18 protein-coding genes are annotated in these 20,018 nt (G+C 38.9%); 5 read left to right on the top strand and 13 right to left on the bottom strand.

Translation table 11 applies throughout. The features are described 5' to 3' along the window. From cyoD to acnA, 10 genes are all read right to left on the bottom strand, one after another. On the bottom strand, nt 1-601 hold a 601-nt coding region (gene cyoD, locus ACFINS_RS00180), incomplete at its 3' end, for a cytochrome o ubiquinol oxidase subunit IV (RefSeq protein WP_375640007.1). Next, a complete protein-coding gene (locus ACFINS_RS00185) occupies nt 601-1,269 on the bottom strand; it encodes a cytochrome (ubi)quinol oxidase subunit III (protein WP_375611434.1) in 669 nt (222 codons plus the stop codon). The genes cyoD and ACFINS_RS00185, both read right to left, overlap by 1 nt. After that, entirely contained in the window at nt 1,266-3,284 is a 2,019-nt protein-coding gene (gene cyoB, locus ACFINS_RS00190; protein WP_375611433.1) for a cytochrome o ubiquinol oxidase subunit I, read from the bottom strand. Before cyoB ends, ACFINS_RS00185 begins: the two co-directional genes overlap by 4 nt. A 76-nt stretch (nt 3,285-3,360) precedes the next feature. Beyond that, nucleotides 3,361-4,332, bottom strand: coding sequence for a ubiquinol oxidase subunit II (cyoA, locus tag ACFINS_RS00195; RefSeq protein WP_375611432.1), 972 nt, complete (start codon nt 4,330-4,332; stop codon nt 3,361-3,363). 130 nt (nt 4,333-4,462) lie between these two features. Next, the gene (aroQ, locus tag ACFINS_RS00200) at nt 4,463-4,915 is read right to left on the bottom strand and encodes a type II 3-dehydroquinate dehydratase (RefSeq protein WP_375611431.1); all 453 of its coding nucleotides are present in this window, start codon (nt 4,913-4,915) and stop codon (nt 4,463-4,465) included. 54 nt (nt 4,916-4,969) lie between these two features. After that, on the bottom strand, nt 4,970-6,103 hold the full coding sequence (recF, locus tag ACFINS_RS00205) for a DNA replication/repair protein RecF (RefSeq protein WP_375611469.1): 1,134 nt from the start codon (nt 6,101-6,103) through the stop codon (nt 4,970-4,972). Nucleotides 6,104-6,123: 20 nt separating this feature from the next. After that, entirely contained in the window at nt 6,124-7,245 is a 1,122-nt protein-coding gene (gene dnaN / locus ACFINS_RS00210) for a DNA polymerase III subunit beta (protein ID WP_375606188.1), read from the bottom strand. 186 nt (nt 7,246-7,431) lie between these two features. Beyond that, nucleotides 7,432-9,003, bottom strand: coding sequence for a chromosomal replication initiator protein DnaA (gene dnaA, locus ACFINS_RS00215; RefSeq protein WP_375611430.1), 1,572 nt, complete (start codon nt 9,001-9,003; stop codon nt 7,432-7,434). A 701-nt stretch (nt 9,004-9,704) separates the two neighbouring features. Next, nucleotides 9,705-9,971, bottom strand: a complete 267-nt coding sequence (gene rpsT, locus ACFINS_RS00220; RefSeq protein WP_375705745.1) for a 30S ribosomal protein S20 — start codon at nt 9,969-9,971, stop codon at nt 9,705-9,707. Between the two features lie 237 nt (nt 9,972-10,208). After that, nucleotides 10,209-12,896: an aconitate hydratase AcnA gene (gene acnA, locus ACFINS_RS00225; RefSeq protein WP_375649150.1), complete on the bottom strand. Its 2,688-nt coding sequence runs from the start codon at nt 12,894-12,896 to the stop codon at nt 10,209-10,211. A 295-nt stretch (nt 12,897-13,191) separates the two neighbouring features. Here acnA and ccmA point away from each other — a divergent pair, with 295 nt between their 5' ends. From ccmA to ACFINS_RS00250, 5 genes are read left to right on the top strand one after another with little or no spacing between them, the layout of a single operon-like run. After that, nucleotides 13,192-13,803: a heme ABC exporter ATP-binding protein CcmA gene (gene ccmA / locus ACFINS_RS00230; RefSeq protein WP_375611428.1), complete on the top strand. Its 612-nt coding sequence runs from the start codon at nt 13,192-13,194 to the stop codon at nt 13,801-13,803. 11 nt (nt 13,804-13,814) lie between these two features. Further along, nucleotides 13,815-14,480: a heme exporter protein CcmB gene (gene ccmB, locus ACFINS_RS00235; RefSeq protein WP_375611427.1), complete on the top strand. Its 666-nt coding sequence runs from the start codon at nt 13,815-13,817 to the stop codon at nt 14,478-14,480. 46 nt (nt 14,481-14,526) lie between these two features. Then, nucleotides 14,527-15,306, top strand: coding sequence for a heme ABC transporter permease (locus ACFINS_RS00240; RefSeq protein WP_375611426.1), 780 nt, complete (start codon nt 14,527-14,529; stop codon nt 15,304-15,306). Further along, nucleotides 15,294-15,545 carry a hypothetical protein gene (locus tag ACFINS_RS00245; protein WP_375612828.1) on the top strand — a complete coding sequence of 84 codons (252 nt, stop codon included), beginning with the start codon at nt 15,294-15,296 and terminating at the stop codon, nt 15,543-15,545. Before ACFINS_RS00240 ends, ACFINS_RS00245 begins: the two co-directional genes overlap by 13 nt. Next, on the top strand, nt 15,520-16,113 hold the full coding sequence (locus ACFINS_RS00250; RefSeq protein WP_375620841.1) for a DsbE family thiol:disulfide interchange protein: 594 nt from the start codon (nt 15,520-15,522) through the stop codon (nt 16,111-16,113). Before ACFINS_RS00245 ends, ACFINS_RS00250 begins: the two co-directional genes overlap by 26 nt. A gap of 706 nt (nt 16,114-16,819) precedes the next feature. Here the strand turns inward: ACFINS_RS00250 and ACFINS_RS00255 are convergent. The 3 genes from ACFINS_RS00255 to ACFINS_RS00265 are packed head-to-tail and all read right to left on the bottom strand — an operon-like array spanning nt 16,820 to nt 19,983. Further along, entirely contained in the window at nt 16,820-17,800 is a 981-nt protein-coding gene (locus ACFINS_RS00255) for an Hsp33 family molecular chaperone (RefSeq protein WP_375649145.1), read from the bottom strand. 36 nt (nt 17,801-17,836) lie between these two features. Further along, on the bottom strand, nt 17,837-18,772 hold the full coding sequence (argF, locus tag ACFINS_RS00260) for an ornithine carbamoyltransferase (protein ID WP_375649142.1): 936 nt from the start codon (nt 18,770-18,772) through the stop codon (nt 17,837-17,839). Next, on the bottom strand, nt 18,769-19,983 hold the full coding sequence (locus ACFINS_RS00265) for an aspartate aminotransferase family protein (RefSeq protein WP_375638179.1): 1,215 nt from the start codon (nt 19,981-19,983) through the stop codon (nt 18,769-18,771). The genes argF and ACFINS_RS00265 overlap by 4 nt, the downstream gene beginning before the upstream one ends. Nucleotides 19,984-20,018 lie beyond the last annotated feature (35 nt).

Raw genomic sequence — 20,018 nt, forward strand, 5'->3', positions numbered from 1 at the left:
CAGGAGTTTGCGTACTTAGACCCTGCCCCATAGGCATTTCTGAACCAGGTGCTTGATCTACAGGAGTTTGCGTACTTAGACCCTGCCCCATAGGCATTTCTGAACCAGGTGCTTGATCTACAGGAGTTTGCGTACTTGCACCTTGCTCCATCGAAACCTCTGAGCCCTGTATCTTTTCTGGCTGTTTTCTTACGGATATATCTTTGTTTGATAACTGCTCAGACACTGAAGAATCATCTCTACTTGATATTTCCGGTTCAATAACACGTCCTGAACCACCCATCATATTATAATTCAAATGAGAAATAGCCCACCAAGTTCCCCCAATAATAACAAAAACGCAAATAGCAGCAAACCACAACGCGCTTAAATTCCACTTGGCGTCTGGACCAGAATTCAAGTGCAAAAAGAAAACAATTTGTACTATAATCTGAATAATCGCCATCCCAATAAGATACGCAACCTTTGTACTAACTGCCCAACTTTCCATCATTCCATACATCACAGGAATAAAAGAACCCAAAGTGAAAAATACAGCCAGAATAAAACCAACCAAATAGGAACCAGTACTGGGACCATGTGTTTCATTTTGCACGCTCATCACAACGCTCCTAATAGATAAACCATGGTGAAAACACCAATCCATACAATATCAAGTAAATGCCAAAAAATGGAAAGACATGCTAAACGTGTTTTATTGTTCTGATCCAAGCCATTACGACGAAGATGAAAAAACATCACAACCATCCAAAGAAGGCCAACACTTACGTGAAGTCCATGGGTGCCAACCAAAGCAAAAAATGCTGACCAATAAGCAGAGAGAATTTCCCGTCCAAAAAGCTGTAAACCTGTTGCAGGATCAATACCCGCATAAGCATTTGGATCGAAATAAAAAACCTCACTCAAAAGTTCATGAAATTCGTAAAGTTCCATACCAATGAAGCAACACCCCAATACAAAGGTAACAGCCATCCATAAACGCACACCACTGATGTTATTTTTATGTGCTTGTACCATTGCAAAGCCATAAGTGACGGATGAAAACAACAAGAAAGCAGTCTCAACCAAAACAAACTTTAAATCTATAAACTCACTGCCCGCTTTACCACCACCATAAGAAGCAGAAAATACAGCAAAACTTGAAAACAGTGTCGAAAACAGGATTAAGTCTGAAAGAATATAGACCCAAAAACCAAACGTCATTACCGAGCTACTATCGTGGTGAAGTTCATCTATAGTACTCGCGTTATTCATTGTTACAGCACTCATACTGTCACTCCTTGTTCTTTAAGAACAGCCGTAAAGGCATCTTCAGTTTTTTGCACTTCTTCAGCTGGAATATAGTAACCATGATGATCACCTGTTAATGAATGACACACAAGCGTTGCAATAAAACCAACCAGTCCAACCGCAACAAGCCACCAAATATGCCAAACAAGCGCAAAACCAACAACTAATGAGAAGAAGCCAGCAATAATTCCAGCCGATGTATTCGATGGCATATGAATTTTTGTAAATCCACTTGTCGGCCGTTGATAACCACTTTTCTTCATATTCCAATAAGCATCATCAGACTGTATCTTTGGAAGGAGGGCAAAATTATAAGAAGGAGGCGGTGAAGAGGTAAACCATTCAAGTGTACGTGCATCACCCCAAGAATCATTTAATGTTACCGGTAAGTGCCCTTTATGCTTAATACCGTACCAAATCGCCAAAACAACCTGTAGCACAAAACAAAGGATACCAAGTAAGATAATACAAGCACCCAATGCAGCAATAATAAACATCGGCTGCCAACTAGGTTCCATGTAATGCTGCAAACGACGCGTCGCCCCCATTAAACCAAGCGCATAAACGGGGAAAAAGGCAAGGTAAAAACCAATAAACCAACACCAAAAAGATGTAATACCTAGTATGCGATTTGGTTTATAACCAAAAACTTTTGGAAACCAAAATGCAATCCCTGCTAAGTACGCAAAAACTACACCTCCAATAATTGTATGATGGAAATGTGCTATCAAAAAGAGCGAATTATGAAACTGCCAATCAGCAGGAACAATAGATAATAAAACACCTGTTAATCCACCACCAACAAATGTAAAGATCATACCCATGCACCAAAGCATAGGAGGCTCAAAGCGAATCCGACCTCTATACATCGTAAGCAGCCAATTAAAAACTTTTACACCGGTTGGAACTGCAATAATCATCGTAGCAATACTAAAGAAGGTATTTACAGCTTCACCCCCACCCATTGTGAAGAAATGATGGCCCCAAACAAGAAGCGAAAGAATCAAAATAACCAACATGGCCCATATCATTGAAGTATAACCAAAGAGGCGTTTTGAAGAAAAAGTTGATACAACTTCAGAAACAATTCCAAAAGCAGGAACAACCAAAACATAAACCTCAGGATGACCAAAAACCCAAACATAGTTAATCCATACCATCGGATTTCCGCCACCAACATTGGTAAAGAAATTCATGTTCAAATAACGATCACATGCCAAGAGTGCAAATGCTACAGCCAAAACAGGATAAATGACTACAATAAGAACATTGCTGACAAAAGCACTCCAACAAAAAATAGGCATTCTCATCATTGTCATTCCAGGAGCACGCATTTTAATCATCGTTGCAATAAAATTCACTGATCCCATTGTTGTTGCAATACCAGAAAGCTGAAGTGACCATAAATAATAATCTACCCCTGTATCTGGACTCGTTTGCAATTCTGTAAAAGGTGGATACATCAACCAACCACCACGACCAAAATTCCCAACACCTAGGGATATGTTAATCAATATCGCCCCTGCAGCCGTAATCCAAAAACCTAGATTATTTGCAAAGGGAAAAGCAACATCACGTGCACCAATTTGAAGTGGTATAAGATAATTAAAAAGACCAAATAAAATAGGCGTGGCCATGAAAAAAATCATGATCGTACCATGCGCCGAAAAAATTTGATCAAAATGCTCAGGGGGCAAATAACCTGCTGTTTCACTCCCAAGAGCTAAAGCTTGATGCGTTCGCATCATAAGTGCGTCCGCAAAACCGCGAACAAGCATAATAATTCCAAGAACGATGTACATAATACCTATGCGTTTATGGTCAACCGTTGTAATCCAATTTCGCCATAGAATCCCCCACCACCCAAGTACTGTTAGAGCAATAACAGCAATTAAACCAACCAAAACAATCGCAATACATGTATACAAAACGATCGGTTCATGTGCAAGCGCATGAAAAGCACCTGCCGTAGGATCTGTAAGTCTTCCAAACATTTCTCAACCCATTTCAAATGAAATTCAAGTTTAAAAGAAACCTTTGTTAAAAGGGCTCTTTACTTTATTGACTCTGTTAAATAACATCAGGATCAAATACTGAACATAGTGCACCCCATAGCGTCTGAGCAGCAGCACGTTTCATTAAATCTTCATTACATACCGTCTTTTCATCGACACATCGATTCACAACACGATAGTAAAGCCGCTTCTCAACAGGTGCAAAATAACGAACTTCAGCATCTTTTTCCTTCGCAGCAATATCACCCATACGAGGCGCAATAGAAAGTTGACGATAAGATGAACGATCAAGTACTCGACCATTAGCCCGAGCTTTTACAATCCAATCCTCAAAATCCTGCAAAGACACAGAATGCCACTTAAACCGCATACCCGAAAAACCATCACCACTATAATTTGCTGAGGCTCCTTTGAATACTCCTTGCTCTTCAGCGACCAAATGCAACTTAGCATTCATCTGCGGCATAGCGTAAAGAACTGTACCCAATTTGGGAACCCAAAAAGCATTGACAGAATTCTCTGACGTCAATTGCAATAAAACTTGACGTCCTTCAGGCGCATAAATCTCATTAATCGATGCAACACCGTATTCAGGATAAATAAAAAGCCATTTCCAATCAAGAGCAACAGCATCAATCTGTAATGGCTTTCCTTCACCTACAACTTCCACTGGAAGAGGATTTGTAGGTTCAAGCTTATAGGTATAATAAGCTGTTAATGAACCTAAAACCATTACAATTACAACTGGAATACCCCACATCAATGCTTCAATTTTATTTGAATGTGCCCAATCAGGAGAATAGTCCGCTTTCATATTCGATGCACGATATTTTATAGCTAAAAATACCACACTCACCATAACTGGGATAACAATACAAAGCATCACCACCACACAAACAACGATCAAAATGAGCTGTTGACGTGCAACATAACCTGATGGCTGCATAACATCAATTTTACAACCAGACAAAAGCAGTGCTCCCCCTAAAATCACAAGCATTTCTAATTGTCTAACAAAGCTTTTCATCTCTATTTACCCCCGTCATACGCACTAAAAACTGTCATAAATATATACCTCACATTGTACAGATTTGAAAATAATTATCAAGAGAATAAAATGCCTATATTACTCTTATTAAACGCTTACTCTTTACCTATCACAATTTAATTGTTTTGCTTAATTGTTTTGCAATATACTCAAGTGCAAACCGATATCCATCACCTCCACACCCAGTTATAATAGCGTCTACACCTGCAGATGTATAAGAATGGTGACGAAAAGCTTCACGCTGATAAATATGAGATAAATGAACTTCTACTTTCGGCCCTGAAAACATTTTTAGGGCATCAAGAAGTGCAACAGATGTATGACTGTAAGCCGCTGGGTTAATGATCAATCCAGAACTTGCCTCTATTGCTTCTTGTATCCATGCCACTAATTGCCCTTCATAGTTACTTTGATAAAAATTTATTATAATATCATTTTTTTTTGCCCATTCTCTGCATCTTTTTTCAATATCTTCTAGAGTTTCAGTTCCATAAATTTCTGGCTCACGTTGACCTAGAAAATTTAAATTAGGACCATTTAAAATCGTTATTATCTCTGACATAGCAAGCCTTTTCTTTCAGACCTATCACTTATTAAAAAAATATTTAGCATGTTTTTACGGCAATAAAGCTCCATCCTTAATCTCAAAGAATTCTGCGCGTCCTTTTAAGTCATCAAATAAAAGACGATCTGTTCCTGTCATAAATGTTTGTACAGCTAAATCATCAAGAATATCAAATAGAGCAGCACGTCGATGCGAATCAAGATGGGCAGCCATTTCATCAAGAAGAAGAATAGGAGATCTTTCCGACATCATACCTGTTAGACGTGCATGACACAAAACTAAACCTGTTAGCAGCGCTTTTTGTTCACCTGTTGAACAAGATGTTGCTGCTCTATTTTTATCAGCATAAAAAACCTGCAAATCTGCACGATGTGGTCCTTCTAACGTCCGACCAGCAGCACGATCCATTGCGCGATTATGCCGCAATCGATCACAAAATTGTTCTTCAACTTCAGTTGCTGATATTTCACTAAGAGCTGTTTCTAAAAAACCATCAATTTGCAAAAAAGCTCGTGGAAAAGGTATCTGTGAGGGCATTTGTGTAAACATGTCATTTAAAAGACGAATAACATCAACACGCGCCGCAGAAATAGCTGTCGCCAATTCTGCCATTTGCTTTTCTAAAGCATCAAACCAAGCACAATCTTCATTTCCATCTAAAAACAAACGATTACGTGCGCGCATAGCTCTATCATAATCGGCTATGCGGCGCCTATGCAAGGGATCAATCGCCAAAACCATACGGTCCAAAAAACTACGGCGCTCAAGTGAAGGACCTGTAAAAAGACCATCCATAGACGGTGTTAGGACACTAATATGACAATAATCTGTTAGGCAATCACTCGACTCATTCACACCATTAATATGGACCTTTCGACTGTTATCGCTAACCTCAAAAGCTGTACCAATCTTTACTTCACCATAAAGAGCGCATTCAAGACGCGCAAATACAACAAATCCTCCACCACCACCATCTACAAAACTAACGTCAGAATAAACAGCACGCCGCAAACCACGACCAGGAGAAAGAAAAGATAACGCCTCTAAAAGATTCGTCTTACCAGCACCATTATGGCCAGTAAAAACCACATGCTGACCAGAAAAATGAATATTGAAAAAAGAATAATTGCGATAACGTAAAAGCTTCAGCTGCCTCACTGCCACTTTGTGCACATGACTGGCCATGCATTGCAAAACAACGGCCCCTAAACGCGAATAGGCATCAGTACATAGAGCACATCCGCATCATCATTATCACGAATCAGAGCTGGTGCTCCAGCCTCAGCCAACATAAAAACCATCTCATCACTTGAAAGCTGCCCAGCAATATCCAAAAGATAACGTGAATTAAATCCTATCTCAAGCGGTTCAGATGCATAAGTTACTGATAATTGATCTTCTGCACTGCCCGAATCTGGGCTATTAACAACAAGCCTTAACTGTCCATGCTCAATCGTTAATTTAACTGCACGCCCCCGATCACTTGAAATCGTTGAAACACGATCAACTGCAGAAGAAAAGTCCTGCCTATTAACAATTAATTCTTTATCATTTCCAAGAGGGATAACACGTTGATAATCTGGAAATGTTCCATCAATTAATTTTGATGTAAAAATCACAGAGCCTATAGAAAAACGAATTTTTGTCTCCGAAAGCTCTATACATACATCGCTATCATTTTCTTCTGAAAGAAGTTTTTGCAATTCTCCTACAGCTTTACGGGGAACAATAACACCAGGCATTCCCTCAACTCCCGAAGGAGCTTCCATCTCAACTTGTGCCAAACGATGACCATCAGTTGCAACCAAACGCAATTTCAAAACACCATCATTAATAATATGGAAATAAATACCATTAAGATAATAACGGGTTTCTTCAGTAGAAATGGCAAATTGTGTACAATCAAGTAAATGTTTTAAGCCTGATGCCGATAAAGAAAAACGATAACCAAATTGCCCAGGAAGCGACTCTGGAAAGTCTGCCTTCGGAAGACATTGAAGCTGAAAATGTGCACAACCCGAAACAACGGACATTGTACCTGCTTGATTCTCATCGAGGGATAATACAACTTCATTGCTATCAGGAAGTTTTCGAATGATATCATAGAGCAAATGTGCCGGAACAGTTGTTGCTCCAGCTTGTTTAACATTAACTGCAAAAGATTCCATAACCTCTAAATCAAGGTCTGTTGCTTTTAACTGTACACGGCCATTTTCTGCATCAATCAACACATTCGATAAAATAGGAACAGTATTACGGCGCTCTACCACACGGTGAACCCGACCAAGAGACTTGAGAAATTGACTGCGATCAACTGTAATACGCATAAAAGCCCCGTATGATTTACTAAAAACTATAAGAATTCCTTAGAACTAAAGAATAGATCCCTTTAGAGAATCGCCTGCTAGAGTTTATTAAACCTCTCTTAAAATGGCAAGTCACTCCTGCATAAGAAAAAATAAATCTTTTCATTAAATTCTTTAAAGTCTCTCCAAAGAAAGAAACGATAAACACTATACAGCCTGTTCTCCAATCAACCGCTTAAGCAACTCAAGTTCCTTAGCCAAGGTCTGATCACCACAAACCAAATCTTCAATTTTACGCACAGCGTGTAAAACTGTTGTATGATCACGCCCACCAAAACGGCGCCCAATTTCTGGTAATGAGCGAGGAGTTAATACTTTTGCTAAATACATTGCAACTTGCCGTGGCTTCACAACCGTACGTGTTCGACGATTAGATAACAAGTCCTGTTTAGAAACATTATAATGGCGTGCTACCGTACGCTGAATTTCTTCAATCCGAATACGCTTAGGTTCACCAGGACGTGTCAAATGACCTAATAATTCATCAATCCGCTCTAAAGATAAATCAGACTCAAAAGATTGACGAAACAAGAGCTGATTAAACGCACCTTCAATATCACGCCCCGACCCTAAAACCGTTTTCGCAATATATTCCAAGATATCATCAGAAATTGATACCATGCCATCATCTTGTTGTGCCACCTTCAACCGCTGGCGCAACATTTGCAAACGCATTTCATAATCTGGCGCTTCAATTTCAAGAGCTACCCCTCCCTGAAGACGAGAGCGAACGCGAAGATCAAGCGATTCTAATTCTGCTGGTGGACGATCTGCAGCGACAACAACCTGTTTTGCACTATCAAGTAACATATTAAGCAAATGGCAAAACTCATGTTGTATCGACTTACCCTGCAAAAACTGCATATCATCAATAATCAAAAGGTCGATATCACGAAGCTGTTCTTTAAAAGAAAGAGCATCATTATCACGAATAGCTGTTGCAAAACGCCACATAAAATATTCAGCAGTTAAATAAATAACGCGCGCAGACGTTAAACGCTTCAATGCAGAAGCAGCAATCGCTTGAAGCAAATGTGTTTTTCCTAAACCAACAGATGCGTGAATAAAAAGAGGATTAAAACGTAAGGCACTTTTATGCCCCTCTGCAATGGAACGCGCAGCTGCTAAAGCAACACGATTAGAAGCCCCCTCAACAAAACTTTCAAAAGTATAGCGAGAATCAAGTGGAGATCCAAAAACTCCCGTTTGAGAATTCTTAACTGAATGCTCTGCGCAACTTTCAACAAAAGATGAAGTCGCCTGCTCCTCTAGCACAACAGGAGGAACACTTCTTTTACAAACGACATCTCTTGAAACGCGTTCCATACCACGAACAATAACTTCAACACGAAGAATTGCTGAATTCTCTTGTTTCCATAAATGAGTCAAAAGAGAACCATAGTGATTATTAATCCATGAACGTAAAAAAGCAGTAGGAACAGAAAGCTTTACAAGAGTATGACTATATTCAGCAAGCTTCACACGTCCAAACCAACTGGTATAAGCCTCAACACCAACCTGCACCTTTAATTGCGCCATAACACGTATAAAAGCCGCCGCACTTTCCTCCTCTGAAACAATAGAATGCCCTATAGAAGCATTTCTACAAACGTTCTCATCACTTTCCGTCATCCTATTCTTTATTATGTTCTCTGCCGACAGGATATTTACCGAAACCCTTTTAAAGGAACTAGCTTTAGAGTTCAATTTATCCACCATCTTCCATCCTGATAAAAATAAAATTTTGTCCTGCCAAACAACTAAAATAAATCTAGCGAAGGCAAAACGCCCTACCCCAAATAAGATTACTCACCCTCCCCTAGGATAGCCTCATCACAACCCTACTAACAAAGATGACCAATAAGATTTACTTGCACTCATGATATGACCCACCCTTCTAAAATGGTAAACATATCCATTAAGAAAACTAAAAAACCGTCAGAAAACCTCTCCAACACAAAAATTTCGAAAAGCCTAAATCAAAACATCTTGTATTCAACAAAATACAGAATAATGCGCTGATGTGACCCCTTCATGCTTCTTAGTCTTCATAAGAACCATACAAAACAGCAGAGGTAAAATGCAAGAGGTCAAAATAAAATCAAAAAACCCAAAAAAAATGCTTATATTAATGAGGACTGAAAAAAATATTGATTCAATTCATTTTTTTTCTCTAAATTTACCAATAATTAAAGAATCTCTTCAGATTTAAAAAAAAAAATAAAATGCTTGACAAAAAAGACTCTGTACAAATCCACAAAGCTTGTGGATAACCATACCTCCCCTTATAAACTTTCTCTCCTTTTTCAAGTGGAGAATCATTATCGATTCTTATTTTTAATAGAAACTTTTTGAAATAATAAACAAAAAGCCAGCATCCTCATGGATACTGGCTTTGTTCTCAATTAAAGGAGAAAAGCTTAAACGCTGAGAGCCTTCAAACGTTTAGCTAAACGTGATACTTTCCTCGCAGCAGCATTTTTATGAAAAACCCCTTTAGAAACTGCACTCATAATTTCAGGCTCAAAATTCTTAAAAGCAATCTCTGCAGATGCCTTATCGCCACCCGCTAAAGCGTCATCAAACTTACGTATAAAAGTACGAACGCGTGAACGGCGGGCCTTATTAACCTGTGTGCGCGCCGCAACCTTGCGCACCGCTTTTCGAGCAGAAGGTGTATTCGCCATAAATATAATCTCTCTTTCAACACCTTGGTAAAATGAGTCTCAATAACAACTCTACCAATATAAATAAATCCAACTCAAGCAAAACTATAAAGCTGCCTATAACCGTGTGGGTTATAGCGCAATCCTAAAGCTAACGTCAATTAGATTTTCAAAGATAGCCATAAAAAAACGAAGCCAAACTCTTTGATCCGCAACTTTATAGCTTAATAATAGATATTCCTTAACAAACAAAAGAATTTAAACGGCTAACTTACGCAAGACATATTGCAAAATTCCACCATGATGCAAATAATCTAGCTCATCTTCAGTATCAACACGGCATAATAATGGAACAGTTTTTACCGTACCATCAGAAAAAGTAATTTTCGCTACAGTCTTTTGACGAGGTTTCAAGTTATGAATCCCTTCAATTGTCACCTGTTCATCTCCCTTTAAGCCTAAAGATTTCCAACTTAGCCCCTCCTCAAAGACAAAAGGGACAACGCCCATACCAACAAGATTAGAGCGATGAATCCTTTCAAAAGACTGCACAATCACTGCTTTGACACCAAGAAGATTGGTCCCCTTGGCAGCCCAATCGCGGGATGATCCATTACCATATTCAATACCTGCAAAAACAACGAGTGGAATACCTTCTTGTTTATACGCCATTGCTGCATCGTAAATGGTTTGTTCTACCGCTGACGGATAATGAACCGTATAACCTCCTTCTCGACCATTTTCCCCTAACATGAAATTACGAATGCGAATATTGGCAAAGGTCCCACGTACCATAACTTCATGATTCCCACGACGCGTTCCATACTGATTAAAATCAGCCACTTTAACACCATGATTCATTAAATATTTTCCGGCAGGAGAAGCTGCTTTAATAGAACCAGCAGGAGAAATATGATCCGTTGTGATTTTATCACCAAATAAACCTAAAATCCGTGCATCTCTAATATCTGGTAAGATATCAGGTGTTTTCTGCATATCATCGAAATAAGGTGGATTGCGTACATAGGTGGATTGCTCATCCCAAGAATAGGTAGAACCCGTAGGAATCTGAACTTTTTGCCAATTTTCATCTCCCTTAAAAACATCTGCATACTTTTCGGCAAAAACCTTACGCGTGACATTTTTTTCGATAAATTCCTGTATTTCTTGAGAAGTTGGCCAAATATCTCTCAAATAAATGGGGTGGCCATTTGTATCTTCACCAAGAGGCTCCTTAGTTAAATCTTTACACACCGTCCCGATGAGCGCATGTGCAACAACTAACGGTGGTGACGCTAAATAATTCGCTTGCACATCAGGGGAAACACGCCCTTCAAAATTACGATTTCCTGAAAGAACTGCAGATGCAATTATACCATTGTCATTAATCGTTTTGGAAATAGCTGGATGCAAAGGACCAGAATTCCCAATACATGTTGTGCACCCAAATCCTACTAAGTTAAATCCTAATGCATCTAAATCTTTTTGCAGACCCGAATTTTGAAGGTAAGCTTCAACGACTTGTGAACCAGGTGCAAGAGAAGTTTTTACCCATGGTTTGCTCTTGAGACCCTTTGCCACAGCATTTCGTGCCAAAAGGCCCGCTGCAATAAGAACACTTGGATTCGATGTATTCGTACACGACGTAATCGCAGCGATCACCACATCACCGTGACCAAGCGTATATTCTTCACCCTCGACCTGATAACGTTTATCTTGTCCAGAAGTCTTCTTATAGTCTTCGACCAATGCCTTCTCAAAACCCTGTCCAACGTTTTCCAATGCAATACGTCCTTCAGGACGTTTAGGACCAGCCATAGAAGGGACAACGGTTCCCATATCTAATTCAATTGTATCACTAAAAATGGGATGAGCCACCATTTCATCATGCCACATCCCTTGTGCTTTGGTGTAAGCCTCCACTAAGGCAATCCGATTTTCATCACGCCCTGTCATATTGAGATAACGCACTGTCTCCTTATCAATTGGGAAAAAACCACACGTTGCTCCATATTCAGGTGCCATATTTCCAATCGTTGCCCGATCAGCAAGCGTCATATGCTCCAAACCAGGACCAAAAAACTCAACAAATTTACCGACAACACCCTTCCGACGTAGCATTTGGGTCACCGTTAATACGAGATCGGTGGCTGTTACACCTTCCTTAAGTTTACCTGTTAGACGAAAACCAATCACTTCAGGTAACAACATAGAAACAGGTTGGCCTAACATTGCTGCTTCTGCTTCAATACCACCAACACCCCAACCTAAAACCCCTAAACCATTTACCATAGTCGTATGCGAATCAGTTCCCACACAGGTGTCAGGATAAATCGTCTCACAGCCCTCTTCATTCTTCATCCATACACATTGTGCTAAATATTCTAAGTTAACCTGATGACAAATCCCTGTTCCTGGAGGAACAACGCGAAAATTTTGAAAGGCTTGTTGCCCCCATTTAAGGAAACGGTAGCGTTCACCATTGCGTTCATATTCATACTCAACGTTTTCCTTAAAAGCCATGGAATTGCCAAAAGCATCAACAATAACTGAGTGATCAATGATGAGATCAACGGGAATGAGAGGATTGATTTTTTCAGCGTTACCACCAAGTTTAACCATAGCATCACGCATTGCAGAAAGATCAACAACTGCTGGAACACCTGTAAAATCCTGCATAAGAACACGTGCAGGACGGTACGCAATTTCTGCCCCAGCGCTCCCTTTGTCGTTTAACCACTTAGCAACATTGAAGATATCCTCTTTTTTAACTGTGCGACCATCTTCGAATCGCAATAAATTTTCGAGAATAACTTTCATCGAAAATGGTAAACGAGAAACACCTTCAAGTCCGTTCTTCTCCGCTTCAATCAAGCTATAATAAGTATATTCTTTGCCACCAACATTTAATACTCTACGACAATTAAAGCTATCAATTTGAGTCATGACTGTCCACCCTCATACTATAACCACCCAATTTCCAGGAATGAACAACACAAACTACGAGTCAAGGTCGCAGCTTGAGCGCAGACGCAATTACCTCCGCCATCCATTTCCCCCTCCACCCTCTAGGCATAATGCGGAAATCAGCGCCAGAAACCATTTTACACCAGATATTGATGTAAGGTATCCCTTATAGAACTATTTCTAGAACTATTCTAGGTACAATTGCATAAAAAATGTGTTTTTTATTCTATAATGCAATAAAGAATATGAAAATAAAAACAAAATAGGCAATCACATGGTGTTATCAGGAAAAGATTTAGCCGCTTACAGAAACGAGGAAATTCTGTTTCAAGGTCTTTCTTTTTGTTTATTTTCACAGCAACTTATGACAATCACCGGTCCTAATGGTATCGGAAAGTCTACATTACTCCGAATCATTGTCGGTCTTCTTGAAGCTGCTGAAGGTCATATAATACTTAAAGACCATGATCAAATATACCCTGTTGCAACTGCTTGTCATTATCTTGGTCCTCAAAATGCTATGAAACCTCTCTTATCTGTCATTGATAATTTGCAATTTTGGGCAGATTTTTACGGTCAACATTTACGTTTTGCGCATGAAGCTCTTGCCGATATTGGTCTTTCTAACCTTGAACATTTACCCTTTAACGCTCTGTCAACTGGACAACAAAGACGCGTAGCTATTGCGCGCCTTTTGCTCTCCTATCGTCCTCTTTGGATTTTAGATGAACCAATATCTGGGCTTGATAACCATGCTCAAAAACTCCTTGCTCGTATTTTCCAGCGTCATCTCAATCAAGGTGGTATGATTATCGCTGCAACTCATAATTCCATAGGCATTCCAGAAAACCATAAAATCGCTCTGGAAAAATTTTTACCTCTCTAGGAGAGAATAAAATGAAAGCACTGTTCTGGCGTGATCTTAAACTATTATTAGCGCTACAAGCCACTTCACTAACAGGATTATTGTTTTTTATCGCTGTTGTTGTCATAACCCCCTTTGCCATTGGACCAGATCCCAAAACTCTTGCACAAATAGGACCAGGTATATTGTGGTTTGGGGCCCTTCTTGCAGGGCTCCTCAATCTGAACAAACTTTTCCAAATCGATCGCGATGATGGTAATCTCGACCAATTTATCCTTTCAGGAAAAAGACAAAGTTTTACACTAATTGTCTTTACAAAATGTCTTGCCCATTGGGTAGGAACAATGCTTCCTCTTATTTTTGCCACACCTATTTTAGCCCTCATGCTCCATTTAGATGTAGTAATAACTTTTACAACAATACTTACCCTTTTATGCGGAACACCAGCTATTATTTTTATTGGTGCTATAGGCGCTGCACTCGCAACCTCATTGTTGCACAGTACTTTGCTTATTTTTATCATTATCTTGCCGTGGATCATTCCAATTATGATTTTTGGTGTTTCCGCTGCTACAGCCCCAATAAACCCAAATACCTCTTTTCTCACTTCTCTAGCTCTTCTCAGCGCTTTTTCACTTCTTTTGAGTCTCTTTAGCTCTTTTGTTGCTGCGATAACGCTTAAACTTTTATCAGAATAATAAAAGATGATTGCCGCATAGCAAAACTCTGCCTATTATGAATTTTATGAATAAACTATCTCGTACATATAAAATCAGGTTACTCCCTGCAAGTTTCACCCTTTTCATGAAAATAAGCAGAGTCGTCTTACCTTGGTTGGCCGGCATAACATTGTGTTTCCTTATCTTAGGGCTTATTCTAGTGATGCATTCCCCTGATGACTATCAACAAGGCATTACTGTTAAGATTATGTACCTTCATGTACCCTTTGCGTGGTTGTCTACATTCTGCTATGTAACGATGAGTGCAGCGGCTTTAGGAAATCTGATTTGGAAATATCATCTTGCTGATGTAGCACTTAAATGTGGAGCGCCTATTGGGGCAATTTTTACCGCCTTGGCTCTCATGACAGGAGCGCTTTGGGGGCGACCTACATGGGGAACATGGTGGGTCTGGGATGCACGATTAACATCAGTTTTAATTCTGCTTTTTATCTATCTCTCCATTATCCTGCTTGGGCGTGCTTTTGACAACCAAGTAAAAGCCGCTCGTGCTACTGCAATTCTTACACTTGTTGGATTTGTTAATATCCCTGTTATTAAATTTTCCGTTAATTGGTGGAATACATTGCATCAACCAGCATCATTGTTACGTGCTGGAGGATCAACAATCGACAATGCTATGTTATGGCCCCTTATAACAATGCTCTTTTGTTTCATCTTTATGTTTATTGCTCTTTATTTGATGGCTATGCGAAATGAAATCAATCGTCATTATATCCGAATACTTCAGATTAAAAAATCCCGTCGTGCACAACAACAGGACGCTTCATCATGCTCGACCTAAATGGCATCCACGGCGGACTTTTAGGAAATCTATCTCAGAAAATTGATTTTTTCCTGAGCACCCTTAAACACGAGCAAATTGTTGTTTTAAGCTATGTGCTTTCTGCAATATCCCTCTTATGTCTTATTGGATATATTCTTTGCAAAGCCCTATACCAAAAAAAAATTCTCCAACAGCTAAACAAAAAAGAGCTGTCCCAAAAAGAAAAGTATAATGAAAAACATCCCTCTAAAACTTAAAAAAAATATATCTTTACCTGTTCTGCTTGTTTTTTTTGGACCATTTGTGCTTTTTCTTCTTCTCATGATGTTTTTTTTCAACTTTATGGATAAAAAACACCTTCAAGATTCTTCTCTTCTCCCAAACGCATTGGCTGAAAAACCTGCTCCCAATATTCATCTTCCTCTTCTTGATAAAGAAAGTTATCTCAATTCAAAACAGTTTAAAGGACGTGTTACATTGGTCAATTTTTGGGGCTCTTGGTGTTTGCCCTGTCGCGAAGAGCATCCTATTCTTATGCAAATTGCACAAGATAAACGTTTTGATCTGATTGGTATTAATTACAAAGACAATAAAACAAACGCCCTGCGCTTTTTAAACAGTTTTGGTAATCCTTTTAAATTTATTGGCTTTGATGTTTCAGGATATACAGCTATTGACTGGGGGGTGTATGGACCACCAGAAACCTTTCTCTTGAATAAAGAGAGTATTATTATTGCCAAACATGCTGGTCCCTTAACATGGCAAATTTATCAAAAAAAAATTCTACCAAAAATTGAACAAGCGATTATGACAGAAGACAAATAAAATATCGACATATTGATTTTAAATAATTTTTACCATTTTTATCTATTAAATGAAAACACCGAATACTATGAGATTTTTTCAAATTTCTTTATGTTGAATTAAAAAAATGTTTAAGAAAAGGCTAAAAATACTTTTTATGAATCATCTAAATATGAAAATAATTGGCAATATTTTAAGTTGAAAAATATAATAATGCAGACTTGTAAGTAAAAACATCCAGTTTTACCACGCTATGTATGCCGTTTTATAGAGCACCACCATTTTTACGCTTAATATAAATAGCAAGCTATTATCACCACACATTTTGCCAGCTCTGGGGTATTACGACATAGCCTTGGCACTTGAGACGATTCAGAAGGATTTTTACACCTTTTTTCGTGTTTTACCCCCACGCCAGCTCTGCTTGTAACGTGCAAGCAAGTGATTTTAATTGATGCAATATAAAAGAGATTTGCCATGAGAGAACTTTACAATATTCTGGACTCTCATTCAACATGCAAAACGATAAATTACTATTATAAATCAATATATTGAAGGTACTGTATGATATTAATACTGATTGCAAAAGAAAGATCATTGGCATACATCGAAAAAAGCTAAAGAAAGAAATATTCTAGAAGTTCATATGAGCTTATGCGTAAACTTTTATGACGCAAATAAAATAGGCTTTTGTTGCAATCATCATTTTTTAATGAAAAATGTTTGATTATGTTTTTTCTTCCAAAAATTCTTGCGCTGTAAAACGATACATTTTTGAGCAAAATTCACATGTAACTGAAATATATTTATTTTGAACCATTTTATTGCGTTCATCAATAGAAAAGCCTTCTAGGATTCCTTTAATTTTTTCGTGTGAACAAGAACATTGATCAACAAGAGAAAAAGGGTTAAAAACTCTAACACCTTGTTCATGAAAAAGACGGAACAAGAGCTGTTTACTACCGACCTGGGGATCCGTTAATTCTGAACTTTCAATCGTTTTCATGAGTATTTTAGCTTCCTGCCATTGGTTATCCAATTGGATATGAGTTTTCGTTTTTTCTCGCTTGTGATGAGACGATGATTGGGGCAAAAGTTGGGTCAAAATACCTCCAGCTCGCCAGCTTTTCTGCGGTTTTCCTTGTTGGTCACGATTAATTAATATAGCAACAGCCAAACGGATATCGGTAGGAATTTGTTCTGATTGATCAAAATAAATACGAGAAGCTTCTTGTAAATTTGATCCATCTAATGCCACTATCCCTTGATAAGGTTGCATATGGGGACCTTGATCAATTGTGAAAGCTAAAGTGCCTTTTCCTAAAAGTATTTCTGAAGAGATTTGATTATTGTCTATGGCTTGTTTAAGCTGTTCCTTATCAAAACGAGCGTATCCACGTAAACTGGAAGGAGGCGAAAAATCGCACACCAACATATTAACTGGTCCATCGGAATGAGTTTGTAAAATAAATTTTCCCGTAAGTTTTAGAGAAGTTCCAAGCAGAACCGTTAAAAGTAAAGCTTCTGCTAGAAGATAAGAAACCGGTTCAGGGTATTGATGTCTGTTAAGAATAGAATTTAAAGTTTCCCCAAGTTGTACGGCACGTCCACGGATATCAAGTTCTTCAACTTGAAAGGGAATAACACTATCATCTTCATGCAAGAAGTTGTTGTTGAGAGAGGCTTCATCTTTAGCTTGTTCACTCATAGCTTTGCCTTTTTTATATAATTTGTTGTAGGGAGGCTATTGTGGAGAGAAAAACGCATCTTGTAAACACCAAGAAAGAATTGCTTTTTGAGCATGAAGACGATTTTCAGCCTCATCGAAAACAACGGAGTGCGGTCCATCAATCACAGAATCAACCACTTCTTCACCACGATGAGCAGGAAGACAATGCATAAAAAGAGCATCAGGTTTTGCTAATTTCATGAGAGATTCATTGACTTGATAAGGCTGAAAAATAGAACGACTGCGAGCACGAAATTCTTGTCCCATGGAGACCCATGTATCGGTCATAATACAATCAGCATCTTGAGCCGCTTTTTGGGGATCATGGGTTAGCATAAGATGTGCTCCCCGCTCACGTGCCCAATGTACAAATTGTTCCTGTGGTTCACTGCCCTTTGGTGTGGCAATACGCAAATGAAAACCAAAAAGAGCTGCAGCTTCAATTAAGGAATGAAGCACATTATTACCATCCCCCATCCACGCAAATATTTTGCTAGCAATTGGCCCCCGATGCTCCTCATAGGTTAAGATATCTGCTAGAATTTGGCAAGGATGTGTATCATCTGTAAGGGCATTAATGACAGGAATTTGTGCATATTGTGCCAATTCGAGCATACGTTGGTGTTTCGTTGTTCGCAATATCACGATATCCACAAAACGGGATAAAACGCGCGCCGTATCAGCTATGGTTTCACTATGACCAAGTTGCATCTCTGAACCCGTGAGCATGATTGTATCTCCGCCAAGCTGGCGCATACTGATATCGAATGAAATACGGGTTCGTGTGGATGGTTTTTCAAAAATCATCGCAAGTGTTTTACCTATAAAAGGTTTTGAACCTTTTCCTGCTTTAAAAGATGCTTTAAGGATCTTTGCATAATCGATCAGTGCACGTGCTATTGCTGGCGTTAAAATGGATAAGTCCGTGAAATGACGAAGAGCATTTGTCATGTGTGTGATATTTGTCTTTCTTTGTTTACTTGTGAAAGATACGCTATTGCTTTTTCAATACGATGTAAACTTTCATCTATTTCTTCTTCCCTAATGATAAGAGGAGGCAATAAGCGCACAACGTTGTTGTTGGCTGCAACGCTTAAGAGATATTCATTTTCCAAAGCATTAACGACAAGATTTGAAGGTACAATACACTGAATACCCAACATAAGCCCCATCCCCTGAACTGCGCAGATAATATCAGGATAGATATTGAGAATGTGCAAAAGCCCACTTTTTAGTTTATCACCCATGCGCTGAACATGGATGAGAAAACTTGGCTCTAACAAAACATCAAGAATACTATTTCCTACAGCCATTCCAAGCAAATTTCCTCCAAAGGTTGATCCATGCGTTCCAAGTATCATACTTTTTGCAACTTTATCCGTTGCAAGGCAAGCGCCCAATGGAAATCCACCTCCTAGTCCTTTTGCGAGGGTAAGAATATCAGGCGTGACATCACTCCATTCATAAGCAAAAAGCTTTCCTGTTCGTCCCATGCCCGTTTGCACTTCATCCAAAATCAACAACAGACCATTATCATCGCATATTTTACGCAAAAACCTTAAATATTCATGAGAAACCGTTCGTATTCCTCCTTCTCCTTGAATAGGTTCAATAAGAATAGCGGCGGTATTTTTATTAATAGCGTTACGCAAAGCGATTTCATCACAAAAAGGTACTTGAATAAATCCACCAGCTTTAGGTCCAAAGCCTTCAAGATACTTTTCATGCCCAGTCGCAGCAAGTGCAGCAAGTGTACGTCCATGAAATGCCCCTTCAAAAGTAATTATTTCAATGCGTGCTGAATGACCAGTAGCATAGTAATAATGACGTGCCGTTTTGAATGCGCACTCCAATGCTTCAGTGCCTGAATTGCAGAAAAAAACCTTATCCGCAAAACTATTTGCACAAAGCCGCGTGGCAAAAGATGCTTGTTCAGGAGATTGAAAAATATTAGAAACATGCCAAAGTTTTTCAGCTTGTATCTTGAGCGTATCAACCAATTTTGGATGTGAATATCCTAATGCATTAACAGCAATGCCAGATGTGAAATCAAGATAATGGTCTCCTTTATCGGAAATAAGCCATACACCATGCCCCTGTTCAAAATGCAAATTTCGTCTTGCGAAGCATTCATAAAGTGGTTGTATAGAGACGGCATCCATCATAATTCCCTTTATATTTTAGTCTTTTCAATATA

Source organism: Bartonella sp. AA2SXKL, from assembly GCF_042197205.1.
In the GTDB taxonomy this organism is placed as follows: Bacteria; Pseudomonadota; Alphaproteobacteria; order Rhizobiales; family Rhizobiaceae; genus Bartonella.

Excerpts from the sequence above, each read along its gene's own strand:
- ACFINS_RS00265 (WP_375638179.1), bottom strand. The coding sequence starts at position 19,983 with ATGGATGCCGTCTCTATACAACCACTTTATGAATGCTTCGCAAGACGA.
- ccmB (WP_375611427.1), top strand. The coding sequence starts at position 13,815 with ATGAAAGCACTGTTCTGGCGTGATCTTAAACTATTATTAGCGCTACAA.
- ACFINS_RS00240 (WP_375611426.1), top strand. The coding sequence starts at position 14,527 with ATGAATAAACTATCTCGTACATATAAAATCAGGTTACTCCCTGCAAGT.
- recF (WP_375611469.1), bottom strand. The coding sequence starts at position 6,103 with ATGGCCAGTCATGTGCACAAAGTGGCAGTGAGGCAGCTGAAGCTTTTA.
- dnaN (WP_375606188.1), bottom strand. The coding sequence starts at position 7,245 with ATGCGTATTACAGTTGATCGCAGTCAATTTCTCAAGTCTCTTGGTCGG.
- cyoB (WP_375611433.1), bottom strand. The coding sequence starts at position 3,284 with ATGTTTGGAAGACTTACAGATCCTACGGCAGGTGCTTTTCATGCGCTT.
- ACFINS_RS00185 (WP_375611434.1), bottom strand. The coding sequence starts at position 1,269 with ATGAGTGCTGTAACAATGAATAACGCGAGTACTATAGATGAACTTCAC.
- ACFINS_RS00245 (WP_375612828.1), top strand. The coding sequence starts at position 15,294 with ATGCTCGACCTAAATGGCATCCACGGCGGACTTTTAGGAAATCTATCT.
- aroQ (WP_375611431.1), bottom strand. The coding sequence starts at position 4,915 with ATGTCAGAGATAATAACGATTTTAAATGGTCCTAATTTAAATTTTCTA.
- argF (WP_375649142.1), bottom strand. The coding sequence starts at position 18,772 with ATGACAAATGCTCTTCGTCATTTCACGGACTTATCCATTTTAACGCCA.
- dnaA (WP_375611430.1), bottom strand. The coding sequence starts at position 9,003 with ATGGTGGATAAATTGAACTCTAAAGCTAGTTCCTTTAAAAGGGTTTCG.
- rpsT (WP_375705745.1), bottom strand. The coding sequence starts at position 9,971 with ATGGCGAATACACCTTCTGCTCGAAAAGCGGTGCGCAAGGTTGCGGCG.
- ACFINS_RS00255 (WP_375649145.1), bottom strand. The coding sequence starts at position 17,800 with ATGAGTGAACAAGCTAAAGATGAAGCCTCTCTCAACAACAACTTCTTG.
- acnA (WP_375649150.1), bottom strand. The coding sequence starts at position 12,896 with ATGACTCAAATTGATAGCTTTAATTGTCGTAGAGTATTAAATGTTGGT.
- ACFINS_RS00250 (WP_375620841.1), top strand. The coding sequence starts at position 15,520 with ATGAAAAACATCCCTCTAAAACTTAAAAAAAATATATCTTTACCTGTT.
- ccmA (WP_375611428.1), top strand. The coding sequence starts at position 13,192 with ATGGTGTTATCAGGAAAAGATTTAGCCGCTTACAGAAACGAGGAAATT.
- cyoA (WP_375611432.1), bottom strand. The coding sequence starts at position 4,332 with ATGAAAAGCTTTGTTAGACAATTAGAAATGCTTGTGATTTTAGGGGGA.